17 protein-coding genes are annotated in these 21,785 nt (G+C 33.3%); all 17 read right to left on the reverse strand.

What is annotated here, in order from left to right; genetic code table 11:
* Positions 1–127: 127 nt before the first annotated feature.
* Positions 128–1,615: a prolyl oligopeptidase family serine peptidase gene (locus KTF99_RS04195; RefSeq protein WP_003537022.1), complete on the reverse strand. Its 1,488-nt coding sequence runs from the start codon at positions 1,613–1,615 to the stop codon at positions 128–130.
* A 152-nt stretch (positions 1,616–1,767) separates the two neighbouring features.
* Positions 1,768–3,372: a CTP synthase gene (locus KTF99_RS04200; protein ID WP_003537020.1), complete on the reverse strand. Its 1,605-nt coding sequence runs from the start codon at positions 3,370–3,372 to the stop codon at positions 1,768–1,770.
* A gap of 401 nt (positions 3,373–3,773) precedes the next feature.
* Positions 3,774–5,033 carry an HdeD family acid-resistance protein gene (locus KTF99_RS04205; RefSeq protein WP_009009297.1) on the reverse strand — a complete coding sequence of 420 codons (1,260 nt, stop codon included), beginning with the start codon at positions 5,031–5,033 and terminating at the stop codon, positions 3,774–3,776.
* 97 nt (positions 5,034–5,130) lie between these two features.
* Complete coding sequence (adhE, locus tag KTF99_RS04210) at positions 5,131–7,779, reverse strand: bifunctional acetaldehyde-CoA/alcohol dehydrogenase (protein WP_003537016.1); 2,649 nt, start codon at positions 7,777–7,779, stop codon at positions 5,131–5,133.
* Between the two features lie 189 nt (positions 7,780–7,968).
* Positions 7,969–8,658, reverse strand: coding sequence for a glycerophosphodiester phosphodiesterase (locus KTF99_RS04215; protein ID WP_003537014.1), 690 nt, complete (start codon positions 8,656–8,658; stop codon positions 7,969–7,971).
* Positions 8,659–8,667: 9 nt separating this feature from the next.
* The gene (locus tag KTF99_RS04220) at positions 8,668–9,609 is read right to left on the reverse strand and encodes a calcium/sodium antiporter (protein ID WP_039883857.1); all 942 of its coding nucleotides are present in this window, start codon (positions 9,607–9,609) and stop codon (positions 8,668–8,670) included.
* A 155-nt stretch (positions 9,610–9,764) separates the two neighbouring features.
* Positions 9,765–10,556 (reverse strand): Cof-type HAD-IIB family hydrolase, encoded by a 792-nt coding sequence (locus KTF99_RS04225; RefSeq protein ID WP_008793066.1) that lies wholly within the window; start codon positions 10,554–10,556, stop codon positions 9,765–9,767.
* Between the two features lie 65 nt (positions 10,557–10,621).
* A complete protein-coding gene (locus KTF99_RS04230) occupies positions 10,622–11,095 on the reverse strand; it encodes a superoxide dismutase family protein (RefSeq protein ID WP_008793067.1) in 474 nt (157 codons plus the stop codon).
* A 63-nt stretch (positions 11,096–11,158) separates the two neighbouring features.
* Positions 11,159–12,589, reverse strand: coding sequence for a C40 family peptidase (locus tag KTF99_RS04235; protein WP_217215463.1), 1,431 nt, complete (start codon positions 12,587–12,589; stop codon positions 11,159–11,161).
* Positions 12,590–12,897: 308 nt separating this feature from the next.
* Entirely contained in the window at positions 12,898–17,481 is a 4,584-nt protein-coding gene (locus KTF99_RS04240) for a discoidin domain-containing protein (protein ID WP_003537005.1), read from the reverse strand.
* 246 nt (positions 17,482–17,727) lie between these two features.
* Entirely contained in the window at positions 17,728–18,285 is a 558-nt protein-coding gene (nusG, locus tag KTF99_RS04245; protein ID WP_003537004.1) for a transcription termination/antitermination protein NusG, read from the reverse strand.
* 1 nt (position 18,286) lies between these two features.
* Positions 18,287–18,475: a preprotein translocase subunit SecE gene (gene secE / locus KTF99_RS17005; RefSeq protein ID WP_003537003.1), complete on the reverse strand. Its 189-nt coding sequence runs from the start codon at positions 18,473–18,475 to the stop codon at positions 18,287–18,289.
* An 11-nt stretch (positions 18,476–18,486) separates the two neighbouring features.
* Positions 18,487–18,636: a 50S ribosomal protein L33 gene (rpmG, locus tag KTF99_RS04255; RefSeq protein WP_009009294.1), complete on the reverse strand. Its 150-nt coding sequence runs from the start codon at positions 18,634–18,636 to the stop codon at positions 18,487–18,489.
* Positions 18,637–18,684: 48 nt separating this feature from the next.
* A complete protein-coding gene (locus KTF99_RS04260) occupies positions 18,685–19,290 on the reverse strand; it encodes a sigma-70 family RNA polymerase sigma factor (protein WP_003537002.1) in 606 nt (201 codons plus the stop codon).
* 16 nt (positions 19,291–19,306) lie between these two features.
* The gene (gene rlmB / locus KTF99_RS04265) at positions 19,307–20,032 is read right to left on the reverse strand and encodes a 23S rRNA (guanosine(2251)-2'-O)-methyltransferase RlmB (protein WP_008793071.1); all 726 of its coding nucleotides are present in this window, start codon (positions 20,030–20,032) and stop codon (positions 19,307–19,309) included.
* A gap of 37 nt (positions 20,033–20,069) precedes the next feature.
* Positions 20,070–20,447, reverse strand: coding sequence for a Mini-ribonuclease 3 (locus KTF99_RS04270; RefSeq protein ID WP_003537000.1), 378 nt, complete (start codon positions 20,445–20,447; stop codon positions 20,070–20,072).
* On the reverse strand, positions 20,447–21,784 hold the full coding sequence (cysS, locus tag KTF99_RS04275; protein ID WP_008793072.1) for a cysteine--tRNA ligase: 1,338 nt from the start codon (positions 21,782–21,784) through the stop codon (positions 20,447–20,449). The genes KTF99_RS04270 and cysS overlap by 1 nt, the downstream gene beginning before the upstream one ends.
* Position 21,785: the final 1 nt, after the last annotated feature.

A 21,785-nucleotide genomic window follows, 5' to 3' on the forward strand; every position in this document is an offset into this window, starting at 1 on the left:
TACTATATTTCATTAATTTTTTGGTGAAATTACTCGAATTTTAAATAAAAAATCCTCATTTGAAATAATCTTCCATTATTTGAATGTTCAAATAATGAGGTTCATTTCAGTTAGAGGATTTTTATTATTAATAATATTTTTTACTTAATACTACTGTTCCCGCTAACAATGATAATCCAGTCATCATAGCCATCAATTCAACTGTACTATCATCACCTGTTTTAACTGCTTTCTTTGCTTCCTCAGAAGCAGTTGTTTCAGTTTTAGAATTATTCGACTCTTCTTTTTCTACTGGAATATTTTCTGAAGCATTTGTCTGTTTAAATAACCAATTCATTGGTGAACCTTCTTCATTATGGTTAAGTACTTTTACCCACGACCAATGTAATAAACCTTCAGCAATTCCTTCGTCAGCCATTTCTTGATTTGACCAGATTGTTAAGTGATTATTTTTAGCACCTAGATTATTTAAAGCTTCATACATAGCTTTTGAACTATTAACATTGCATGTAGTATCATTTTGAGCATGTGTAAAATAAATTGGTAACTCTACTAAAGAAGCAGTATCAACTTGTTTGCTTACCATCATTTCTTTTGTTTCATCCCAAGTGTATACTTGTCCTTGGAAAGCAGTTTCAAAATTTTCAACAATTTGTTCATAAGAATCTTGATAATTATAATGTACCCACACAATCGGATCCATTGAACAACAAGCTATCGCACCCGCAAAAAGTTCTGGGTATTGCATAATAAAGCGCATCGTTGCGCCACCACCACTTGATGCTCCTGTAACATAAACACGATTTTGATCAACTGTTCCTTCTGCAATTAATTTTTTTATTAACGCTGCTTGTAAAGCGTTATTTTGATCGATCAAAGATTTCTTATCTTCATCAAAAGCTGTCCCGTAGCTATAGTTTGGATTAGAAACTTGAATTTGTAATACCGCTGTATTATATCCTGCCTCTACCCATGCAGTTAAACCTCTATTAGCAACAAGTGTATTTTCTAATTGCCCTGCATATTCTCCACCACCATGATTCCATACTACTAATGGAACATTTTTCATGTTAGTTCCATCACTATTTTTAGGCAAATATAAAGCATACTCACGAGTTAATCCCGCATATGTAAACGTTCCTCTGATTGCATCATCCAAAGTTTTTGTTTTCAATGTAGTCACATTATCTTTATTGAAACTTAACACACCATATTTGTTGCAGGTAACCTGCCAAGGATTTTTACTAAAATCAGGATTGTATCGTCCAGTATAATCAAAGGCTTTTACATTAAGAATAATTGTATTTCCTTTAATTTCTAAACTAATTCCATCATCTAAATAATCATCTGCTAAAGCATTTGTCGCAACGTCGTAGGGTACTGAGCTAACGTTATTAGTAATATCAAAATCTTCAGCCTTTAAATCATTTACTAAATTAATATCATTGACAGTGATTTCAAATGAACTCACTTCTCTTTGTCCATCCCCAACATATGTATTAGCAACAATTGAAGTAACTTTTAATTCCTCGATTGCACTAATATTTGTTGTAATAATGCCTAGGGTCATTACTAATGTCATCATCATTGCAAATAGTTTTTTTATTTTTCTCATTTTACTTCCTCCTATATCAATTATTATAGTTGTAAGCGAATACAATGATAATGACTAATTAGGGGAGTTTGTATCTTGATTTAGGACTAAAGTTACTATTTATTCACTAAGTATCATATTACGGTACTATATAAAAAGGATAGGTGCAATACCTACCCATGATATTTTCGCTTATGAGCGGCTGTAATCAAACCCTGAAATAGCGGTTGAGAACGATTTGGTCGACTTGTAAATTCTGGATGAAATTGGCAAGCCACAAAATATGGATGTTCCTTAATTTCCACTATTTCTACCAAATTACGTTCAGGATTAATGCCTGCAATCGTAAGTCCATGTTCAACTAAAGCGTCTTTATACTCATTATTAAATTCATAGCGATGACGATGACGTTCTTGAATCATATCGACCCCATATAATTCTCTAGCATGTGTACCGGCAGCCAGTTCACAATTATAATCACCTAAGCGTTGAGTTCCACCCATATCAGTTAATGATTGATCAGACATTAAATTAATAATAGGATTTTTTGTTAGTTCATCAAATTCTAATGAATTAGCATCTTTCAAGCCGCAAACATTACGGGCGTATTCAATCGTTGCCAGCTGCATCCCTAAACAAATTCCAAAAAATGGTAAGTTATTGATTCGTGCATATTCAATTGCATCTATCATTCCTTCAATTCCGCGGTTACCAAATCCTCCAGGAACTATGATTCCATCTGCTGTTTTTAACTTTTCAGCGACATTATCTTTTGTTATTTCCTCAGAATCAACAAATTCAATATTTACAACACTATTTTCATAATATCCCGCATGTCTTAAAGCCTCATTTACTGACAAATAAGCATCTGGTAATTGAGTATACTTTCCTACCAAAGCAATTGTTATTTCATGATCTAAACCTTTAACCCGTTCAATCAAACTCTCCCACTCACTCATATTTGGTTGTGGGGCCTCAATTCTTAGATGTTCAAGGACAAGATCATCCATATGCTGATCCAATAACATCATTGGTAATTCATATAATACTTCAACATCATAATTTGAAATTACGTTTTTTGTTGGAACATTACAGAATAATGAAATTTTATCTTTAAGCTCTTGTTCAATATACTTCTCACTTCGACATACAATAAAATCTGGCTGAATCCCTAAACCTCTTAGCTCCTTAACACTATGCTGTGTTGGTTTAGTTTTAACCTCATGACTCGCTCCAATATAAGGTAATAGTGTCGTATGAATATAAAGAGTATTATCATAACCTAAATCTAAGCGTACCTGTCTAATTGCTTCTAAAAACGGTAAACTTTCAATATCTCCAGTCGTTCCTCCAATTTCAGTAATTACAATATCTGCATTAGAACTTGATGCTGCAGCATAAATTTTTGCTTTTATTTCATTTGTAATATGCGGTACCACTTGTACCGTAGCTCCTAGATAATCCCCTCGACGTTCTTTAGATATAACATTACTATAAATTCGTCCTGTAGTAATAGATGAATTACGATTTAATTCTTCATCAATGAACCTTTCATAATGCCCCAAATCTAAATCGGTTTCAGCACCATCTGCCGTTACAAAAACCTCACCATGCTGATATGGTGACATCGTTCCTGGATCAACATTGATATAAGGATCTAATTTTTGCATAAACACTTTTAACCCTCGCTGTTTTAAAATTCGACCTAACGATGCAGCAGTTAAACCTTTACCAAGGCCTGATACGACCCCACCTGTTACAAATATATACTTTGCCATTTTCTATTCTCCTTTTTGTTTTATATCAAAATAAAAATGTCTTCCTCTGGAAGACACACTGTTGCCCTTTTACATTCTAGCAAATTTTTATTATCTAGGCAAGAATTTTTTTGCACTAACAAATAAAAAAAAAAGGAAGCATTGGGGAATACTTCCTTTAATGTATAGGTCGTTCTTGGGGAAGAAGGGGGTGACCTATACTTATATATTATCTTGTCTTGACGACATTTGTAATAATATCGGAGAAATGTGAACACTTTATGAACTTTTAAAAAAAATGTATAAAAAAAGGAACAATTTCTTGTTCCTTTTCTGCATAGGTGATTATATGGGAGAGGGGTCACCTATGCAAAGTATTATTGTCTTTCTTTGACATAACCATAATACTCCATTATTATGTCTCATTTATGGTCAATTGTCAATTGGTTATAAACATTTTTTGAAATAATAACACCATTTGCCCTTTGATATTCCTTCTCTAAATAGTTTTGATAAGTACCCGGAGAAATAATTCCATTTAAATCAATAATATCCATTCCTGCTTTTCCCATAATTGCTTCAGCTAACTTAACACAATTAGACCCTAAAACAAAATATGTTTTATAGCGTCCTCTTTTAAATTTAAAAAAGCTAGCTCCCGTTCGTAAATAAAGACGGCTGGCATAGTCATTACAATCATTCCTATCTTTATATGAACGCGGATACCAAGGGTAGGTATTTTCTTTTAACTTTTCAATTTCTCGTTTTACACTCGCTAACTGTTTAACTGTTAAACGAACCCCATAACTAAAAATCGTTTTATGATCAGTTTCGATGCAAAATGGAATATAACTTTCTCGTGGAGCAATAAACAAAACACCATCCCCAATGGTTTCAAATAATCTAATAGAATCGTAATCATAGTTTCCATAAGATATTACTTGATTATCGATACATATATCGCAATGTCCAATTGTCCCAAATCCATCTGGGCTAACATGAATAAAAATTTCTACATTTGCGTGATTCTGATCGTCTAAAAACTTCTCTGTTGGCTCAACTGCTAACCGTTCATTTATATAATCCATCATCACTTTTGGTACAAGGGCAGAAATAAAGATTGGTACGGGTATTCTGATCCGTCTCTTTAAACTGTCTTTATGCTGCTGGGGAATAGCGGTAAAGATTCCATCAATAATGTAATTTATTCCTAATAATAAGCCATAACCGCCAATGAAGATCATCATTGCATTAGCATCAGCATATCTCCCTAATAACAGTGCCAAGCCATAGATGATCAAAAACAGAGCCCCACACAAAACTGGAAATCGTTTACTCACTTTATCTTTTTTATAGTTTAAATAAGAAATAAATTTTATAATTCCATTTAATGTTATATAGATTGCAAAAATAGCAAATAATAATCTAATTGGAATCGCTGTATAAGACAAAATAAATATTCCTACTCCAATATTTCCAATTATATTAATTAAATCTCCTCTAAAGCGACGTCTTAAAAATACACTTAATTCATGAAGACCATTAATAATCAAAATCCATGCCAATACGTCAAATACACGCATTAAAAAATCTTCTCGCTGAATAATTGCCATTGATGAAATAACAATTAAAATCAACCCTAAAACACAATAATATATTGAATTATAAATATTACGTCGCATTAAATCACACCCCGATACTTTAATATATGCCCATTATAACACAAAGTGTCTAATAAAAAAGAGGCAACACTTGGTGTTGCCTCAAAGATAAACATTATTATTTATCGAATTTATTTTTATAATCCCAAATAGTTCTTAAGATTGCTTCCATATCATGTACCATAGGCATTCTTGGATTTGCTGGAGTACATTGATCTTCATAAGCATTCATAGCCATTCTGTGAATTGCTTCATCCCAATCTTTTTTATCGATTCCTTGAGATTCGATGTTAGATGCTAAATTAACTTTGTGACATAATTCTTCACAAGCGTCAGCAAACATTTGAACACCTTCTGCAGGAGTTTTAGGATTTAATCCGATTAATTGAGCTAATTCCATATATTTAACATCAGCTTTGAAGTTTTCAATTTTTGGCCAGATGTTTAATTTAGTTGGCATACTTCCGTTATATCTGATAACGTGTGGTAATAAGATACCATTAGTACGTCCATGAGGTACGTGGAATTCCCCACCAATTTTATGAGCTAATGAGTGGTTCATACCTAAGAATGCATTAGCGAAAGCCATACCTGCGATTGTTGCAGCATTGTGCATTTTTTCTCTAGATAAAGGAGTTCCTTCTTTAACTGATTCTTCTAAGTAATCAAATACTAATTTAACGGCTTGTTTAGCCCATCCATCAGTAAAGTCAGAAGCTAAGATAGATACGTAAGCTTCAACTGCATGAGTTAATACGTCGATACCTGTATCAGCAGCAATTGCAGCTGGTAAAGACATAACGAATTCAGGGTCAACGATAGCTACTGTTGGAGTTAAAGCATAGTCAGTTAATGGATATTTCTTGTTACAAGATTTATCTGTAATAACTGAGAATGGAGTAACTTCTGAACCTGTTCCTGAAGTTGTAGGAATACAGATTAAGTTAGCTTTTTTACCTAATTCAGGGAATTTGAATGCACGTTTTCTGATATCCATGAATTTTTGTTTGATATCATCGAAACATACTTCTGGATTTTCATATAATAACCACATTACTTTAGCAGCATCCATTGAAGAACCCCCACCTAATGCGATAATTGTATCAGGTTGGAATTTGTTCATTAATTCAAGACCAGCTTGAACTGTATCGAAACTTGGATCTGGTTCTACGTCAAAGAATAATTCTAAATCAACTTGATTTCTTCTTCTTCTAATAACATCTTCGATTTTTTCTACATAACCAAGATTGTACATACCTCTATCTGTAACGATCATGGCTTTTTCCATTTTTTTCATGTCTCTTAAATATTTAATCGAATTTCTTTCGAAATAAATTTTTGGAGGAAGTTTAACCCATTGCATATTGTTATTACGTCTCCCGATTCTCTTAATATTGATTAAGTTAACAGCACTTACGTTGTTTGATACAGAGTTATGTCCGTAAGAACCACAACCTAATGTTAATGATGGAATAAATGCATTATAAACAGAACCAATACCACCGAATGTAGATGGAGCGTTTTCGATAATACGGATTGCTTTACATGCATGTCCAAATTTCTTAGAAATTTCATGATCTTCTGTATGAATTGCAGCAGAGTGACCCAAACCATTGAATTCAACCATTTGAGTTGCTTTTAAGATACCATCATCAGTATTTTTAGCTTTTAATACAGCTAATACTGGAGATAATTTTTCTCTTGTTAATGGTTCATTTGGACCAACTTCTTTACATTCTGCACAGATAATTTGAGTATCTTCTGGTACTTTGAATCCAGCTTGTTCAGCGATCCAAGTAGCAGGTTTACCAACTACGTTTGGATTTAACTTAGCAGCGTTTACGTTATCACTGTATGCTACAGCACCAAACATAAATGTTTCTAATTTTGCTTTTTCTTCTTTATTTACAAAGTAAACTTTGAATCTTTTGATTTCTTTCATGAATGCATCATAGATTTCAGTATCAACGATAGCAGCTTGTTCAGAAGCACAGATCATACCGTTATCGAAAGATTTTGATAATACGATGTCATTTACAGCTCTAGGTAATACACAAGTTTTTTCTACATAAGCAGGAACGTTACCAGCTCCTACACCTAATGCAGGTTTACCACAAGAGTAAGCAGCAGCTACCATTGCATTACCACCAGTTGCTAAGATTGTAGCAACACCTGGGTGTTTCATTAATGCAGTAGTTGCATACATTGATTTAAGATCTAACCATTGGATACAATCTTCTGGAGCCCCAGCAGCGATTGCAGCATCTCTAATTACTACAGCAGCCATTACTGAACATGCATGAGCACTTGGATGGAATGAGAAGATAATTGGGTTTCTTGTTTTTAAACAAATTAATGATTTGAAAATTACTGTAGAAGTTGGGTTAGTTGTTGGAACGATACCACAAACAACACCTACTGGTTCAGCAATTTCAGTGATTCCTAAAAGTGGATCTTCATTGATGATACCAACAGTTTTTAAGTGACGTAAGTTACTTGTTACATATTCACAAGCAAATAAGTTTTTAACTGCTTTATCTTCAAATACACCACGTCCAGTTTCATTAACTGCAGCTTCAGCTAATGTACCATGAGCATCAAGTCCAGCAACTGAACATTTAGCTACGATGTAATCTACTTGTTCTTGAGTGAATTCTTCAAATTTTGATAAAGCTACTTGAGCTTTTGCAACTAGTTGATCAACATGAGCATCGATTTCTTCATTAGTTGGTTCAACTACTTTGTTAACAGCTTTTTTTTCTGCCATTATTTCTTCCTCCGATTCATTGTGAAATATTTAATTTGTTTCCACCGATAGTGTACCCCAAATTTGCAAAAAACACAAGTAATATTGTGCATTTTTTCACAACAAAAACACTAACTTTACAATGAAAACGCTAACACTTGTATCACTGCTTAATTTACTGGATGAGAAAAAATCTAGGGTCTTTTTACCCTAGATATCTTTATTCGTAATTATTGTTTTAACACCCTCATCAACTAAAAAATCTTTAATATCATCACTATCTACTGTCCAAGTATTTACATCTATACCCCGACGCAAATAATCATTGATTTCCTTTTCATTTAAAAAAGTATATTTAGGATGTGCTCCATTAAAACGATATTCAAATACTTTAGCTTTATTGACTTGATAATTATCTTCATACAAATAGCCAAGATAAATACTATCATCAAGTTCTCTAAGATTAAGCAAACTCTCTAAATGAAACGATGAAAACATTACTCGATCTAATAAGCCCTTTTCTTTGATCATCATATAAGTCATTCTTTCAATATTCGGATACTGAATCTTATCAGTTTTTATTTCAATATTTAAGATTACATCTTTACCAATACAATAATCTAACAATTCCTCTAACAACGGAATTTTTGCCTCGATTCCATCAAAACGATAGTTAAAATTAAATTGGCACAATTGATCATAGGTATAATCTTTTACATACCCTTTACCATTAGAAGTCCGATCAATCTTTTCATCATGAATCAAGACTAGCCTATTATCTTTCGTTAGTTGTACATCTGTTTCAACACCATCAAAATTACCATCAATTGCAGCTTTAAAAGCTAACATTGTATTTTCTGGATATTTAGAACTATATCCCCGATGACCTAATTTAATCATATATTTCTCCTATAAAATGCTTACAAAATATGCCAAATAGCCAATCAGCATAATAATTGCCCCACTCTTTTTTAAATACCCATCGCTACCAATAAAAGTATATAATAGAAACAATGCCCCAATTGCAACGATTCCATCAATAATAAAACCACTTTCAAAAGCAACTGCTTTTGGGGAAATTAAAGCTGTTGTTCCTAAAACAAACAAGATATTAAAAATATTACTTCCGACGATATTACCAATTGCCAGATCACTCTTACCTTTCCAAGCTGCTGTCATTGAAGTCACTAACTCCGGCAACGATGTTCCAAAAGCAATAATCGTCAATCCAATCAAACGTTGACTAACCCCTAATTCTTCAGCAATATATGTAGCTGCATCAATCGTTAGATTACTACCAATTACAATTGCCGCCATTCCTAAAACAATCATGATGATTAGTCGGAGCAGCGTATCTTTTTCATCTAATTCTTCAACTTCATCCAATGGCACTTCTTCACCCTTTTTAACCAAACGATATAAATAGTATAAAAACAGTAAAAATAATCCCCATAAAAGCACTCCATCAAATCGATCAATCGATCTGCCAAACTTTCCTAACATTAATAAAACTAGAGTTATTACCATTACAAAAGGAATTTCATATCGATATGTATTATTATTAACCTTCAGTTTAGCGATACACCCGGTAATTCCTAGAATCAACAAAACATTCATTATATTACTGCCAATAATATTTCCAACTGCTAAATCAACATTACCGCCTAACGCCGAAGTAATAGAAATAGCAGCTTCCGGAGCGCTTGTACCAAAAGCAACGATCGTCAAACCTATTACAATTGGGGGAATATTTAGCTTTGAAGCCAGCTTAGAAGCTCCCTCAACAAAAATATCAGCTCCTTTAATCAATAAGACAAAACCAGCTATTAAACAAAATAATTGTAAGATCATATCTAACAAGGCACTAACACCTATCTCCTTTCTCAAATCTAAAAACACTATGGTTAAAGTATAGCACAATCATCCCTTCTTTCAAGCGAATGTTGTAGACATCTTTAAGTATACCCGTTTAATAAAGAACTAACTGAAAAACAGCCCTAAGGCTGTCAAATTAATTCAAAATGTTTTAAAGCTTTAACAATGCCATCATTTTCGATTCGATCAGTTTCATAGTTAGCAACAGCCTTCGCCTCATCAACAGCATTTCCCATTGCTACACCAATCTTAACTGTTTCCAACATCTCAATATCATTTCGTCCATCACCAAAAGCAATAGTGTCATCAATATTTCGATTAATTCGTTCTACCAGTTTTTCAATTCCAACTGCTTTTGAGACACCCTTTAAAGTTAAATCAAAAGAATAATCACTTTGATGTCTTTGGACATCAAAATATTTACTCAATGCATTAACCATTGGCGAAATATCTTTTTTGTCATTAACAACAATCATCCCAATGTAAGTTTCTATCGTTTCTGGATCAAAATCATCAATAACTGTCTCCGGTTTCATGCCCCAATTTTTTGCAAACCACTGATGACGTTCATCATTTTGATCACGGACATAGATATAATCACTACTTTCAAAATAATAGTTAAAATCGTATTGTTCTGATAACGCCATCGTTGCTTTAATTGCCTCACTAGGAATTATTGCTTTATATACTGGCTCACCATGATATTCTACATAAGCTCCGTTACAAGTCACATACCCACTAAAAGGATAATTCATAACCCCTTCAGTAATAAAACATTTACACCGTCCTGTAGCTAAGAAAACATCATGTCCATTTTCTTTTAATCTATCTAATGCATTTCTAGTATTTTCAGTAATTGAATAGATATCTAAATTACACTCAATCAGTGTTCCATCGATATCAAAAAATAATAATTTACTCATCTTCATACCTCCGCCACTACATTGTACCATAGTTAGATTGTTTTTTAACTTAAGAAAAGTAAATATTATTGATATAATTCCCTAATCACACCACAAGCAATCATCGGCCCAGAATTTCCCGATGGCTGAGTAGTAAAATCATCAACATTTCCATGAATTATAATAGTCCGCCCAACAATTTGCTCTGGTGTAAATTTAGAAATATATACCGCCATCCAAGCTTGTCCGTCCTCAGAAAATAAAGGTGGCAGATCCCCAGTATGATATGGATGTGGACAATTTGTCGTACTATAATGTCCTCCAGCATTACCAAAAGGATTTTCCGGTGTCCCACTACAGCTAGAACCTTCATGAATATGCAAACCATGTACCCCTAAACCACAACCGGTAGCCGGTAACCCTTGAGCCTCAACCACAACGATCGTTCCTTCTTCAAAACTATATGCTAGCATTGTTCCCGTAACTGTTGCTCCTGTAATTAAAGCATAAGCTTTAGGACTAGTATTACATAATACCCTAATAAGATCAAAACTATTCATTATATACCTCCCCTATATTCTTATGCCTAAATATAAAAAAAAGAAAAGGACAAACGCCCTTTTCTATAAATATCTTCTTGCACACACGTAATTACGATTTAAACTAGACACTTTTACAACATCTCCAGTTTGTGGTGAATGAACCATTTGTCCATTTCCAACATAAATTCCAACGTGAGTAATTCTACTTGTACTTGAACCAAAGAAGACTAAATCTCCTGGTTGTAAATCTGCACGATCAACTGCTTTACCACCTTGAGATTGAGCTTGCGCAGTTCTTGAAAGGGAAATTCCATGCTGACGATATACCCAAGATGTAAATCCTGAACAGTCAAATGAATTTGGTCCCGTGGCTCCCCATACGTATGGGCTACCTAGTTTTGTATAAGCAGTTTCTAAAATTTTACTTCCCGGTGTATAAACCTTTACATTTAAAGTTGCAACTGTTTGATTACCAGAACTATCACTTACTGTATAAGTAACAGCTTTATCTCCTGTGCTGCCAGTATCAATATTACCGATTACAACATTACCAGTCACATCACCATCTTTATTATCAATAGCTGAGACTAAATATTGTCTTGGATCAAAAGCATCACCTTTAATTACCTCAACTGCATTTGTTGACAAATTAACTTGTGGTCCACTTATATCTTTTACTGTAAAATTCAAAGTTGTTAAAACTTCATTTTTAGCTTCATCTTGCGTACTAACAGTAATTGTTTGTACTTCATTTTCTTTCTTAGTGTCTACTTCACCAGTAACAGTGTTGGTAACAGCACTTTGATCATCAGTAGCTGTTAAAAAGTTCTCTAATTTAAATTCGCTACCATAATCAATTACAATATCATTTCCTTGTGATAAAGTAACTACTGGAGCAGTCAAATCAGATACTGCAAAAGTAAACGTCTTTTCATTTACATTCCCAGAAGAATCGGTAACTGATAATTTAATATCTTGAATTCCCGCTTTAGTCGTATCTAATTCCTGATTCGATTCAATGAATGGCGAAACATCACCATCAACATTATCTGAAGCAGTTACATAACTGGAAATATCTTGACTTCCATTGATCGGTACTTGTACGACATACCCTGTTTCGACTCCAGCAACCTTAAATTTTGGTGCCTCATCATCAACAACATCTATTTTAATAACTTTAGATGCTGTGTTTGAAAAACTATCTGTTGCCGTGACTGATAAATCATATGTACCTAACTGATTAACATTCACGCTGCTAAGATCATTTGCAGTAACTTCGATTTCCGGACGACTATCTTGATTATCTGTAATATCAATAGCATCTAAATCTACTTTGTCACCATATGAAACCTCGATTCGATTAGAAACAATTTTTGGTGCTTCTTTATCGACCGCGGCATAACCTACTAACATAAATACTGATACCCCTAAGATTGGGATAAACATAGCTTTCCGTTTGATAATATTTTCATTAATAAAATTATTCAATTGTTTAACACGCTGTTCTTTCATTAACTCACTTCCTATCTAAAACGTACCATTGCATAATAACATATCTGAATTAAAAATGCAAATTTTCTTGATTCCATCATACAAATTCTAATTATTAAAGAAGAAGTTTAATATATGAAACCATCTAAAATCCCCATGATTCCTTAATTTTTTCAATTTTTTTGCCCCTAATCAATTAATCAAACTCCTTTTTTCATATTTTGAAATATTTTAAAGAACGGGATCAAACTGCTATATTATCAAACCTAATTTTCTAAATTATACACAAAGAGGGACAGCGTTAGCTCTCCCCCTATCTTTAATTATTTTTAATTAGATCTTTTTCTTTTTTTACTGAAATAAAACACAATTGATGCCAATGCTAATCCTGACGCAGAATAAAGCACATTTATATTATCTCCCGTTTCAACTTTATTGTCAATAGGTTTATCTTGACCATTTTTGTCAGGATCAGTTGGAGTTACTTCAATTTCCTTTAAATTCTTTTTAGCTTCCAACAGCCTATTCATTGCATCCCTAATTTCTTGTTCTGTAGCATCAGCTTCATTAAAGATCGATAAAGCATACTCGTAAGCCGCCTTAAATTCAGCTTTACCATTTTCTTGGTAATTATTCAAATCAATTGTACCACAAATATTTAATAAAGCTTCTAAATCTGTTTTATCAACTGATACATCTGTTTTTAGTTCTAATTCATCAATTGCATTAGTTAATGCTGTAATTGCTGCATTTACTTCTTCTTGAGTAGCATTTTCATTACCATTGATACTAATTGCATTTACTAATGCTGTTTTTAAAACATCTACTGTTTTATCGGTATATTTTGTAGTATCGATAGATTGCGCTTCAGCAATAACTCTTTCAAGCTCTGTTTTAACCACATCACCAATTTCAACCAGACTATCAATCGCTGTTTTTAAAGCACTCGCAGCGTCATCAATCTCTGTTGATGAAGCATCTGCTTTATCGAGAATCATTTGAGCATTAGTTAATGCTGTTTCAAAATCATTCCATGAAGCAGTTGTATAATATTCCTTTTCATAATTAGCTGCTAAGTTGACTACTTTTCTTAATTCTGCCTTAGAGTCAATTTGACGTACAGTAAATTCCGAAGCACAAGCAAATGATTTTCCGCCATTTCCAGTACCTTCTAACGCTACAAATTTAATATATCGAGCATTCGCTGCATCAAAAGTAATTTTCTTTAACGAAGCATTGGCAGCCAATTCTCCTTCAGAAACCTTTTGATATTCATCTGCCGCATTTTCTTTAATATATAATTCATATTTAGTAATTTGCCCATTGGTATTACCATCTTGTCGTGGTAGATAATCAAATTGATTAATAGTATGAACTTCTTTCATATCAATCTCTACAGTTGCTGGTAAAGCTTGATATGGGGAATAATTACTATGCCAGAAAGTAACCTCATTGTTATCAAATGCATAAGTAATCGGTCCTTCATTACCCGCTTGAGGATTTTCATTATCTGTAGATACAGTAAAGTTACTGCTATCTACCTTTGTATAATCAGTGTCATCACTTTGACTACCAGTAGTTGAAATCTCTAAATTATCAATAATCCCCTTGAATGATGTTGTCTTACTTCCAATTCTTTCTAACGGTAAAGTTAACGTTGCGTATTTACCACCAGTTGCATTTTTAGCTAAAGTATCTACTAATTCACCATTAACATACAATTCGGCCTTATTAGCATATCCCTTTATTTCTAATTTTACCCATTCGTCTTTAGGTAATTCATAATTAAATGAATAATCATAACCGATTCTTGAGAAGCCTACTTTTCCAGTATCTTTTTGTGACATTTTAATTGAACCCTTATCTGATTCAAATAAAACTTGTTCACCAGTTGCGTCTTTATCCATTTTCACCCAGAAAGATACACTGTTATTCGGTCCCATATCTGCTAATGGTGTTTCAATATAACTTTCACCACCACTTAATTCTAGGCCTTTAGAAAATTTTCCTGCTACAGTTGCAACATTCTTTTTATTAACGACATTATACTCGTTTCCTGATTTATCAACGATTTCACTCTTATTAAAATCATAGTTTAATACTGTATCGCTTTTGCTCGTTACAACATCACGCGGATTTGAATTTGGGGCAGTTCCTAATGAATTAACTACTTCATTTAATTCATTATATTTTAAATCTTGACCATCGCCCCATAATTTAGATGACATTGCCGGTAAAGCTTTTTCAAAACGATCATAAATATCATATTCACTTATACCATTCGCCTTTTTATCAACCATATCATTCCAAATTGCATATGCAGAACCTAACATTTGCTCATCTCCGGCCGGAATGATCGTTCCACCCATATTATTAGGCTGCCAGTTATTATAAATATTTTGACTATTTAAATAATCGTTATAATAACCTGCCCCCGGCACCATATATAAAGTTCCATCAACCATATTAATTAAATCAAAACCTTGTTTATACATTTCATTGGGGTTAGCCCAACTTGTATTCCAAATGTTCATTTGCACATTTTCAGAACGAACTGGTGTAGAACCTTTGCGCATTGATAAACTTCCCCACAAACGAACATCGCGTCCTGTATCTTGAATAAATTTTAACATATCATCAGTATATTGACGGAAGTTTTCTGCGTACTTACCATCATATTCATCAGTACCTACATTAACTGTTGTATTTTGATCAAAAACTGGATCATCACCATTCATATATTCATTAAAAATTGATTGAGTAAAAGCTAAACTCTCATCATACATACTATCTAGATCCAAATGATCCCAGTGACGTGCTACAGATTTATCTTTCATCGCTAAGTCTGGACGAACCTTCGTTAAAGCTAGAGAATGAGCTGGCGTATCAAATTCAGGAACAACCGCTACCCCCATATCCCGACATTCTTGGATAAATGTCCGGAACTGATCTTTTGTATAAAAAACATCTTTGCTAGTTAGATCAGCTTGATTTAATCCACCATTACCACCCGCTTTTATATCTGATTCTAGTCTAAACCCAGAATAAGCATCAAAAGCATTATCACCATAATCTTCAACCCAAATATAGTTATCATTTAAATGTACTTGGAAATCATTCATTTTATAATAAGCCATATTTTTTGCAATATCTTTTAATATATCTAATGAATATGGCATTCTTCCAACATCCAGCATGAATCCCCGAACTTCATATTTAGGGTAATCACGAGTTTGCCCATTAGGGATCGTATTACTATTTTGCTTTAAAATTTGTAAAATTGATTGTGTTGCCCAGAAAGCCCCTGTTTTGTCGACTGCTTCAACTTTAACACTATCTCCAACAGTCATTAAATAACCTTCTTCTTTTAACCCGGTATCACTACTTCCTAATGTAAAATAGAAATCATGCGCCCCTGGTGTATTGGCATATACTACTTCAATTTCTTTACCAGTTTGTGCTTGATAATCAGCCTTAAATGTTTTAGCTAAATATGCTAAATCATCTTTATAAGCTGGATTGATCACAATCCGAGAATCATCGCTAATTGTAAAGCTTCCTTCTGTTCCTACCCATTCGGCTAATTCTGGAACTACTTTAGGCTTAGCATTAATGCTGACATCAGGACTATTTTTTCCTGGAATCGTGACATTATATGCACCTGTGATCTTTTCTTGATCACCTTTTTTTACTTTATAATTTACAGATACTATTGTATCCACAATTGGCTGATGAATCGTTAAATCACGATCTAAGATTTGTTCATAATCAGCACCAATAAACTCAATTTCAAATCCCTCGGGAACTTGGGGCAAAGCCATCTTTGTATCTCCTTTAGCTACCGCTGGAATTACTAGATTATTAATTACATCATCAATCGTTACAATCTGTTCGCTATCTACCTGTTGTTTAACTGCATATGCTTCGAATTCATATAATGATACTGTAGGCCAATTAACACTCTTACCATCTCGATCTTCCGCTAGATTTTCAAAATCTGAAACAACAACTCTTAAATAACGAGTATTAATCGTATTGTCAAAATTAATAATATCATCAAATTCTCTAGGTGCTTTAGTAAGTGTTTTTACATCTTCCCAGCTTGTCCCATTTTTTGACGATTGAATTTTGTACTTTGTTGCATTACGGCGTTCCCATTTCAAAGTGACTGAAGCAATATCTTTAGCAGTTCCAAAATCTAAACTAATCCATTTATCATCATCATGATTAGCCGTACTTGCCCAACGTGTTTTCATATTTTCATCAACAACGTTAGCTGGGCCAAAACTAGTTGTTTCAGAACCACTAGCTACAGCCGTTGCCCCAACAGCTAAATTTTCATAAGATTCCTCACCTAAAACTTCAAATTCATATAGCGATACAGAAGCCCAGCCAGCTGCCTCAGTATCATCATAATTATCTACTGTTAATTTAACATAACGTGCACTCACACTATTTTCTAATGTTACTGTTGTAGTTAACGAAGTGATATTGCTATCATCTGGTTTAGTATATACTGGTGTATATTCATTATTATCATTAGAAATACTAATATTAAAACCTTTAATATTTTTTCTTTCCCATTCAATTTTAAATTCACTAAACGCTTTTTCTTCCTTTAAATCAATGGTTAAAACCATCGGTGTTGTTCCCATATTCGTTGACCAGCGTGACTGATCAGGTTTAGCAGCATCGCGATTTACGATTCCATCAATTGCTTTATCTGGCCCCCAATAACTTGTCTCGCTATTGTTTGCCGTTGCTGTCCCATTCAACGCATGATTGACTTTAGTTACAATATCACGAGGTTTTACATCATCAGTTGCAAAAACCATACTTGGCGCCAATGTACTAAATGCCATTGATAGTGTAATTGCTGAAGTCACTAGTTTTTTTACTTTCGTTTTCTCCATACCCGTTTCTCCTCATTTTCCCGTATCATTACTAAATAAAAACAAAAGACCAAAAATCAACAGTAAAAAACTGTATGATTCTTGGTCTTGCCTACTTAAAGTAACAATCCTATTTCTATTTTAGTATACCACTTTATAAGTCCACGTCAACTATTTTTCAGTAAATTTAGTCGCAATAATCGACATTTTTAAGTAAAATAAATTATTTGTTTTACTTACTCATAAAAAAAGATTTGTAGATGAATTCTACAAATCTGCTTTTTCTAATTGTACTAATTCAATTTCCATTGGTGTTAAGTTGCCTAAGAAGTCCACTAATACTTTAGCAGTTTCTTTTTCTAAATCAATTGATTCAACCTTACCACTTTTACCAGCAAATGGTCCAGAGATGACATTAACTTCATCACCTGCAGCATAATCAACCTCAATACTTGATGTACTTAATCCCATTTTCTTTAAAATTGGATCTAACTCACTTTTTTGTAATGGGAAAGGTTTTGCTCCACCACCTGATGATCCAATAAATCCTGTAACCCCAGAAGTATTACGGACAACATACCATGCTTCATCAGTCATGATCATCTCAACTAATACATAACCTGGGAACATGTTTTTAGTCTTATTGATTTTCTTACCATCTTTAATTTCAGTTTCAACATGTTCAGGAATAACAATTTGAAATAGGATATCTTGTAATCCCATTGATTCAACACGTTTTTCCAAGTTTTCTTTTACTTTATTTTCATGACCAGAGTATGTATTAACAACATACCATTGTCTTCCTTCATCATTCATTCCTGTCATTTTAGTTCATCCCCAATGTCTTTAAAATAAATGCAATAATTGCGTCACCGGCAAAGAAATATAACCCCATTACAAAGCAAAATAGTAGTACTATTGCTGAATTTTGAGCTAGTTCTTTTTTTGATAACCAACTGACATTTTTAATTTCTTTTCTAATCCCTTTTAAACTAAACCAATCGCGAAATTTCACACTTAGTCCTCCTATTTCGTTTCCTTATGCAAGGTATGCTTCCCGCATTTTTTACAGTATTTGTTTAATTCCAGTCTTTCTACATTTACACGTTTGTTTTTTGTAATGGTGTAGTTCCGTGACAAACACTCACTACACACTAAAATAACTTTTTGTTTCATATAATCAGCTCATTTCTACGCTATTATAATTTATCATAAATATACAGACTAGTCAAATAGATTTGAATTTTCCATCTTTTTTTGAATCCGATAATTAGCATTATAGATACTTCTAATGTCTTTATTAAGCTTCAAAGCAATATCCTGGTCTTTAAAACCACACTTATGATAAGCAATTACCGTTTGTTCCCAAGCCGAGCAAACATTTAAAATATACGCATCAACCCTCTTTTGTTGTTCTTGATCAATTAATAGTAGATCTGGACTCTTATTATCAGCGATTGCATCTACATATCTGATTCGCTCATCATCACTACAATAATCATCCAAAGAAAATAAAGTTTGCCGTTCCCTAACTACTTTACCTTGGTTTTTGACAATTAAAGAACTAATCGTATTTTGGATCACCATTGAAATAAAACTTCTAACCTGCATGCCACGATCAGGACGATAATTATCCAAAGCCAATAAACAACGAATAATTACTACTTGAAGATAATCTTTATAATCACTCTGATATGATGTCATCGTATAACAATACGCCGGCATCATCATCTTAATTTGCCAGTAGCAATATTCAATCAAAAGTGCCTGTGCAATCGGACACCCCTGACGATATAAATAATACAATTCTTCGATTTCGTAACCATTCATGGTTACCTCCTTCCTACTATAAAGGATTACGAGAATTATATACCTGATATAAAATCACTGCTGTTGCCACAGAAGCATTTAACGAATTAACATGCCCTACCATGGGCAAGACAACATTGATATCACAACTTTTTTTAACTAGTCTTGATATTCCAAAACCTTCTGAACCGATTACTATTACCAAAGGCATATTATAATCAACCTGACGATAATCTTGGGATTTATCTAAATCACAGCCAACAACCCAAAAAGAACGCTTTTTTAAATCCTCTAATGTTCTAGTCAAATTTGTAACTTGAGCAACCTTAACATGATCAATAGCACCCGTTGAAACCTTTGCAACCGTCCCATTTAAACCAACACTACGATTTTTCCCAATGATAACACCATCAACCCCAATAGCATCACAAGTTCTTAAAATTGCTCCTAGATTATGTGGATCTTCTAACCCGTCAAGCATTAATAATAGTGGCTGTTTACCATCAGGAATAGTATTGATGATCTCATCAATACTATAATAGCGATATTCTTCAATTTCCGCCATCACTCCCTGATGACTAACATTTCCAAGTTTCTTGATAAATTCAGACTTATCAACAATCTTGAATGGAATTTTTTTTCTTTTACATTGCTCAATTATGCCATTATCTTTAGCATTGTTTTGGACATACACAGTATATACACTCTTATCTCCCTTTAAAGCTTCTAATATTGTGTTTTTACCATATATATATTGTTTCATATTTTTCACCTAATTTCGTCTCAAATTTATCTCGATTTTATTTATTATTAATATATTGTTTATACCGCTCAAAGATCACTTTAATTCGATCAAAGTTTTCTTCTAAGTATAAAGTCCCAATGACTGCTTCAAATCCTGTTGAATGCATATGATCAAGACTTTCATTTTTACTCCCTTTGGTATTGCGTCCCCGTTTATAAGTTCCAACTTCATCAGCACTAAAAAATTCTTCATCCAGCATATCATGCATAAATGCAGCATGTGAGCTTGCCGATACATATTTTACTGCTTCACGCTGAAGATCGTTCGGTTTAACAAAACCACTTTCTTTAACTAAATAATCACGTACTAGCACCTCAAAAATACTGTCACCCAGATAAGCTAATACACTTGCATTGATTAATTCCGGGCGCATTAAATGATCCCCTTTTCAATTAATTGAGTTCTTAATTTGTCAGCAGTTTCAAAATCCTTATTTTGTTTAGCTTCAAGCCATGCTTGATATATCTCTAGTTCCGCTGCATTTAATTTACGCGGTTCAAAAACAAAGCCAATCACTGCAGTCATTTTTAATAGTGTTTGATATTCAATTGCTATAGCTTTATCATTCTTTTCTTTTTGACGGAAAGCCAGATTCAATTTTTTTACTTGATCAAGAATTTTAGTTAAAGCCAGCGATGTATTTAAATCATCTTCTAAAGCTCCAACCATCCCATCAACTGCCGCTTTATTATAATTTTCATTAGCGATATGATTAACTTGTAAATACAAAGAAACTGATTTGATTACATTATCAACTTTAGCAACTTCTTTTTTCACGCTATTCAAAACTTCTTCCGTTAAATTTAATGGATTACGATAATGACTTGATAACATAAACCATTTAACTACATTACAGCCCAATTCAGCAACCATATCTTTTGCCCAAATAACATTTCCTAGTGATTTAGACATTTTTTGATTATCAATATTGATCATTTGGTTATGCATCCAAGTATGTGCAATCGGATGATGATGACAAGCCATTGATTGAGCAATTTCATTTTCATGATGTGGGAATTTCAAATCCTGTCCCCCACCGTGAATATCAATCTTACCACCTTCAAAAATATCGTTGATCATAACTACACATTCAGTATGCCAGCCAGGACGTCCTTTTGACCATGGACTATCAAAGCGAATACCTTCATCCGTCTTTTTCCATAATGCAAAATCAGTTGATTCTTCTTTTTTATCATTTTCATCGATTCGTTCACTCGCTCCAGCTACTAAATCTTCGATTTTGATCCCTGATAATTGTCCATACTCATCAATTTTAGATACTCTAAAATAAACATCCCCGTCAACCTCATAAGCATAACCACTCTTAACTAAATTATCAATAAATTTTATGATTGCATCCATCGTATTCGTAACTCTAGGTGCATAAGTTGGGAATAATAAATTCAAATTCCGACGAACATCTTCATAAGCAGCAATATATTTATCAGTAAGTTCTTTTTCAGTTATTCCTTCTGCCTTAGCCGCCTTAATGATTTTATCATCAACATCAGTAAAGTTTGATACAAAAGTCACTTTATATCCTAAATACTCAAATGTTCTTCTAAGTACATCAAAGACGATCATCGGGCGAGTATTACCAATGTGAACATAATTATAAACCGTTGGCCCACATACATAAATACTTACTTCACCTTCGCGAAGCGGTTTAAATTCTTCCTTCTTATTTGTAAGGGTGTTAAATATTTTCATC

Source organism: Erysipelatoclostridium sp. MSK.7.34, assembly GCF_019041935.1.
GTDB classification, from domain to species: Bacteria; Bacillota_I; Bacilli_A; order Erysipelotrichales; family Coprobacillaceae; genus Thomasclavelia; species Thomasclavelia ramosa.

Excerpts from the sequence above, each read along its gene's own strand:
- KTF99_RS04200 (WP_003537020.1), bottom strand. The coding sequence starts at position 3,372 with ATGGCAAAGTATATATTTGTAACAGGTGGGGTCGTATCAGGCCTTGGT.
- KTF99_RS04225 (WP_008793066.1), bottom strand. The coding sequence starts at position 10,556 with ATGAGTAAATTATTATTTTTTGATATCGATGGAACACTGATTGAGTGT.
- KTF99_RS04195 (WP_003537022.1), bottom strand. The coding sequence starts at position 1,615 with ATGAGAAAAATAAAAAAACTATTTGCAATGATGATGACATTAGTAATG.
- cysS (WP_008793072.1), bottom strand. The coding sequence starts at position 21,784 with ATGAAAATATTTAACACCCTTACAAATAAGAAGGAAGAATTTAAACCG.
- KTF99_RS04230 (WP_008793067.1), bottom strand. The coding sequence starts at position 11,095 with ATGAATAGTTTTGATCTTATTAGGGTATTATGTAATACTAGTCCTAAA.
- adhE (WP_003537016.1), bottom strand. The coding sequence starts at position 7,779 with ATGGCAGAAAAAAAAGCTGTTAACAAAGTAGTTGAACCAACTAATGAA.
- KTF99_RS04205 (WP_009009297.1), bottom strand. The coding sequence starts at position 5,033 with ATGCGACGTAATATTTATAATTCAATATATTATTGTGTTTTAGGGTTG.
- KTF99_RS04260 (WP_003537002.1), bottom strand. The coding sequence starts at position 19,290 with ATGAATGGTTACGAAATCGAAGAATTGTATTATTTATATCGTCAGGGG.
- nusG (WP_003537004.1), bottom strand. The coding sequence starts at position 18,285 with ATGACAGGAATGAATGATGAAGGAAGACAATGGTATGTTGTTAATACA.
- KTF99_RS04220 (WP_039883857.1), bottom strand. The coding sequence starts at position 9,609 with ATGATCTTACAATTATTTTGTTTAATAGCTGGTTTTGTCTTATTGATT.
- KTF99_RS04240 (WP_003537005.1), bottom strand. The coding sequence starts at position 17,481 with ATGGAGAAAACGAAAGTAAAAAAACTAGTGACTTCAGCAATTACACTA.
- KTF99_RS04270 (WP_003537000.1), bottom strand. The coding sequence starts at position 20,447 with ATGCGCCCGGAATTAATCAATGCAAGTGTATTAGCTTATCTGGGTGAC.
- KTF99_RS04235 (WP_217215463.1), bottom strand. The coding sequence starts at position 12,589 with ATGAAAGAACAGCGTGTTAAACAATTGAATAATTTTATTAATGAAAAT.
- rpmG (WP_009009294.1), bottom strand. The coding sequence starts at position 18,636 with ATGAAACAAAAAGTTATTTTAGTGTGTAGTGAGTGTTTGTCACGGAAC.
- rlmB (WP_008793071.1), bottom strand. The coding sequence starts at position 20,032 with ATGAAACAATATATATATGGTAAAAACACAATATTAGAAGCTTTAAAG.
- KTF99_RS04215 (WP_003537014.1), bottom strand. The coding sequence starts at position 8,658 with ATGATTAAATTAGGTCATCGGGGATATAGTTCTAAATATCCAGAAAAT.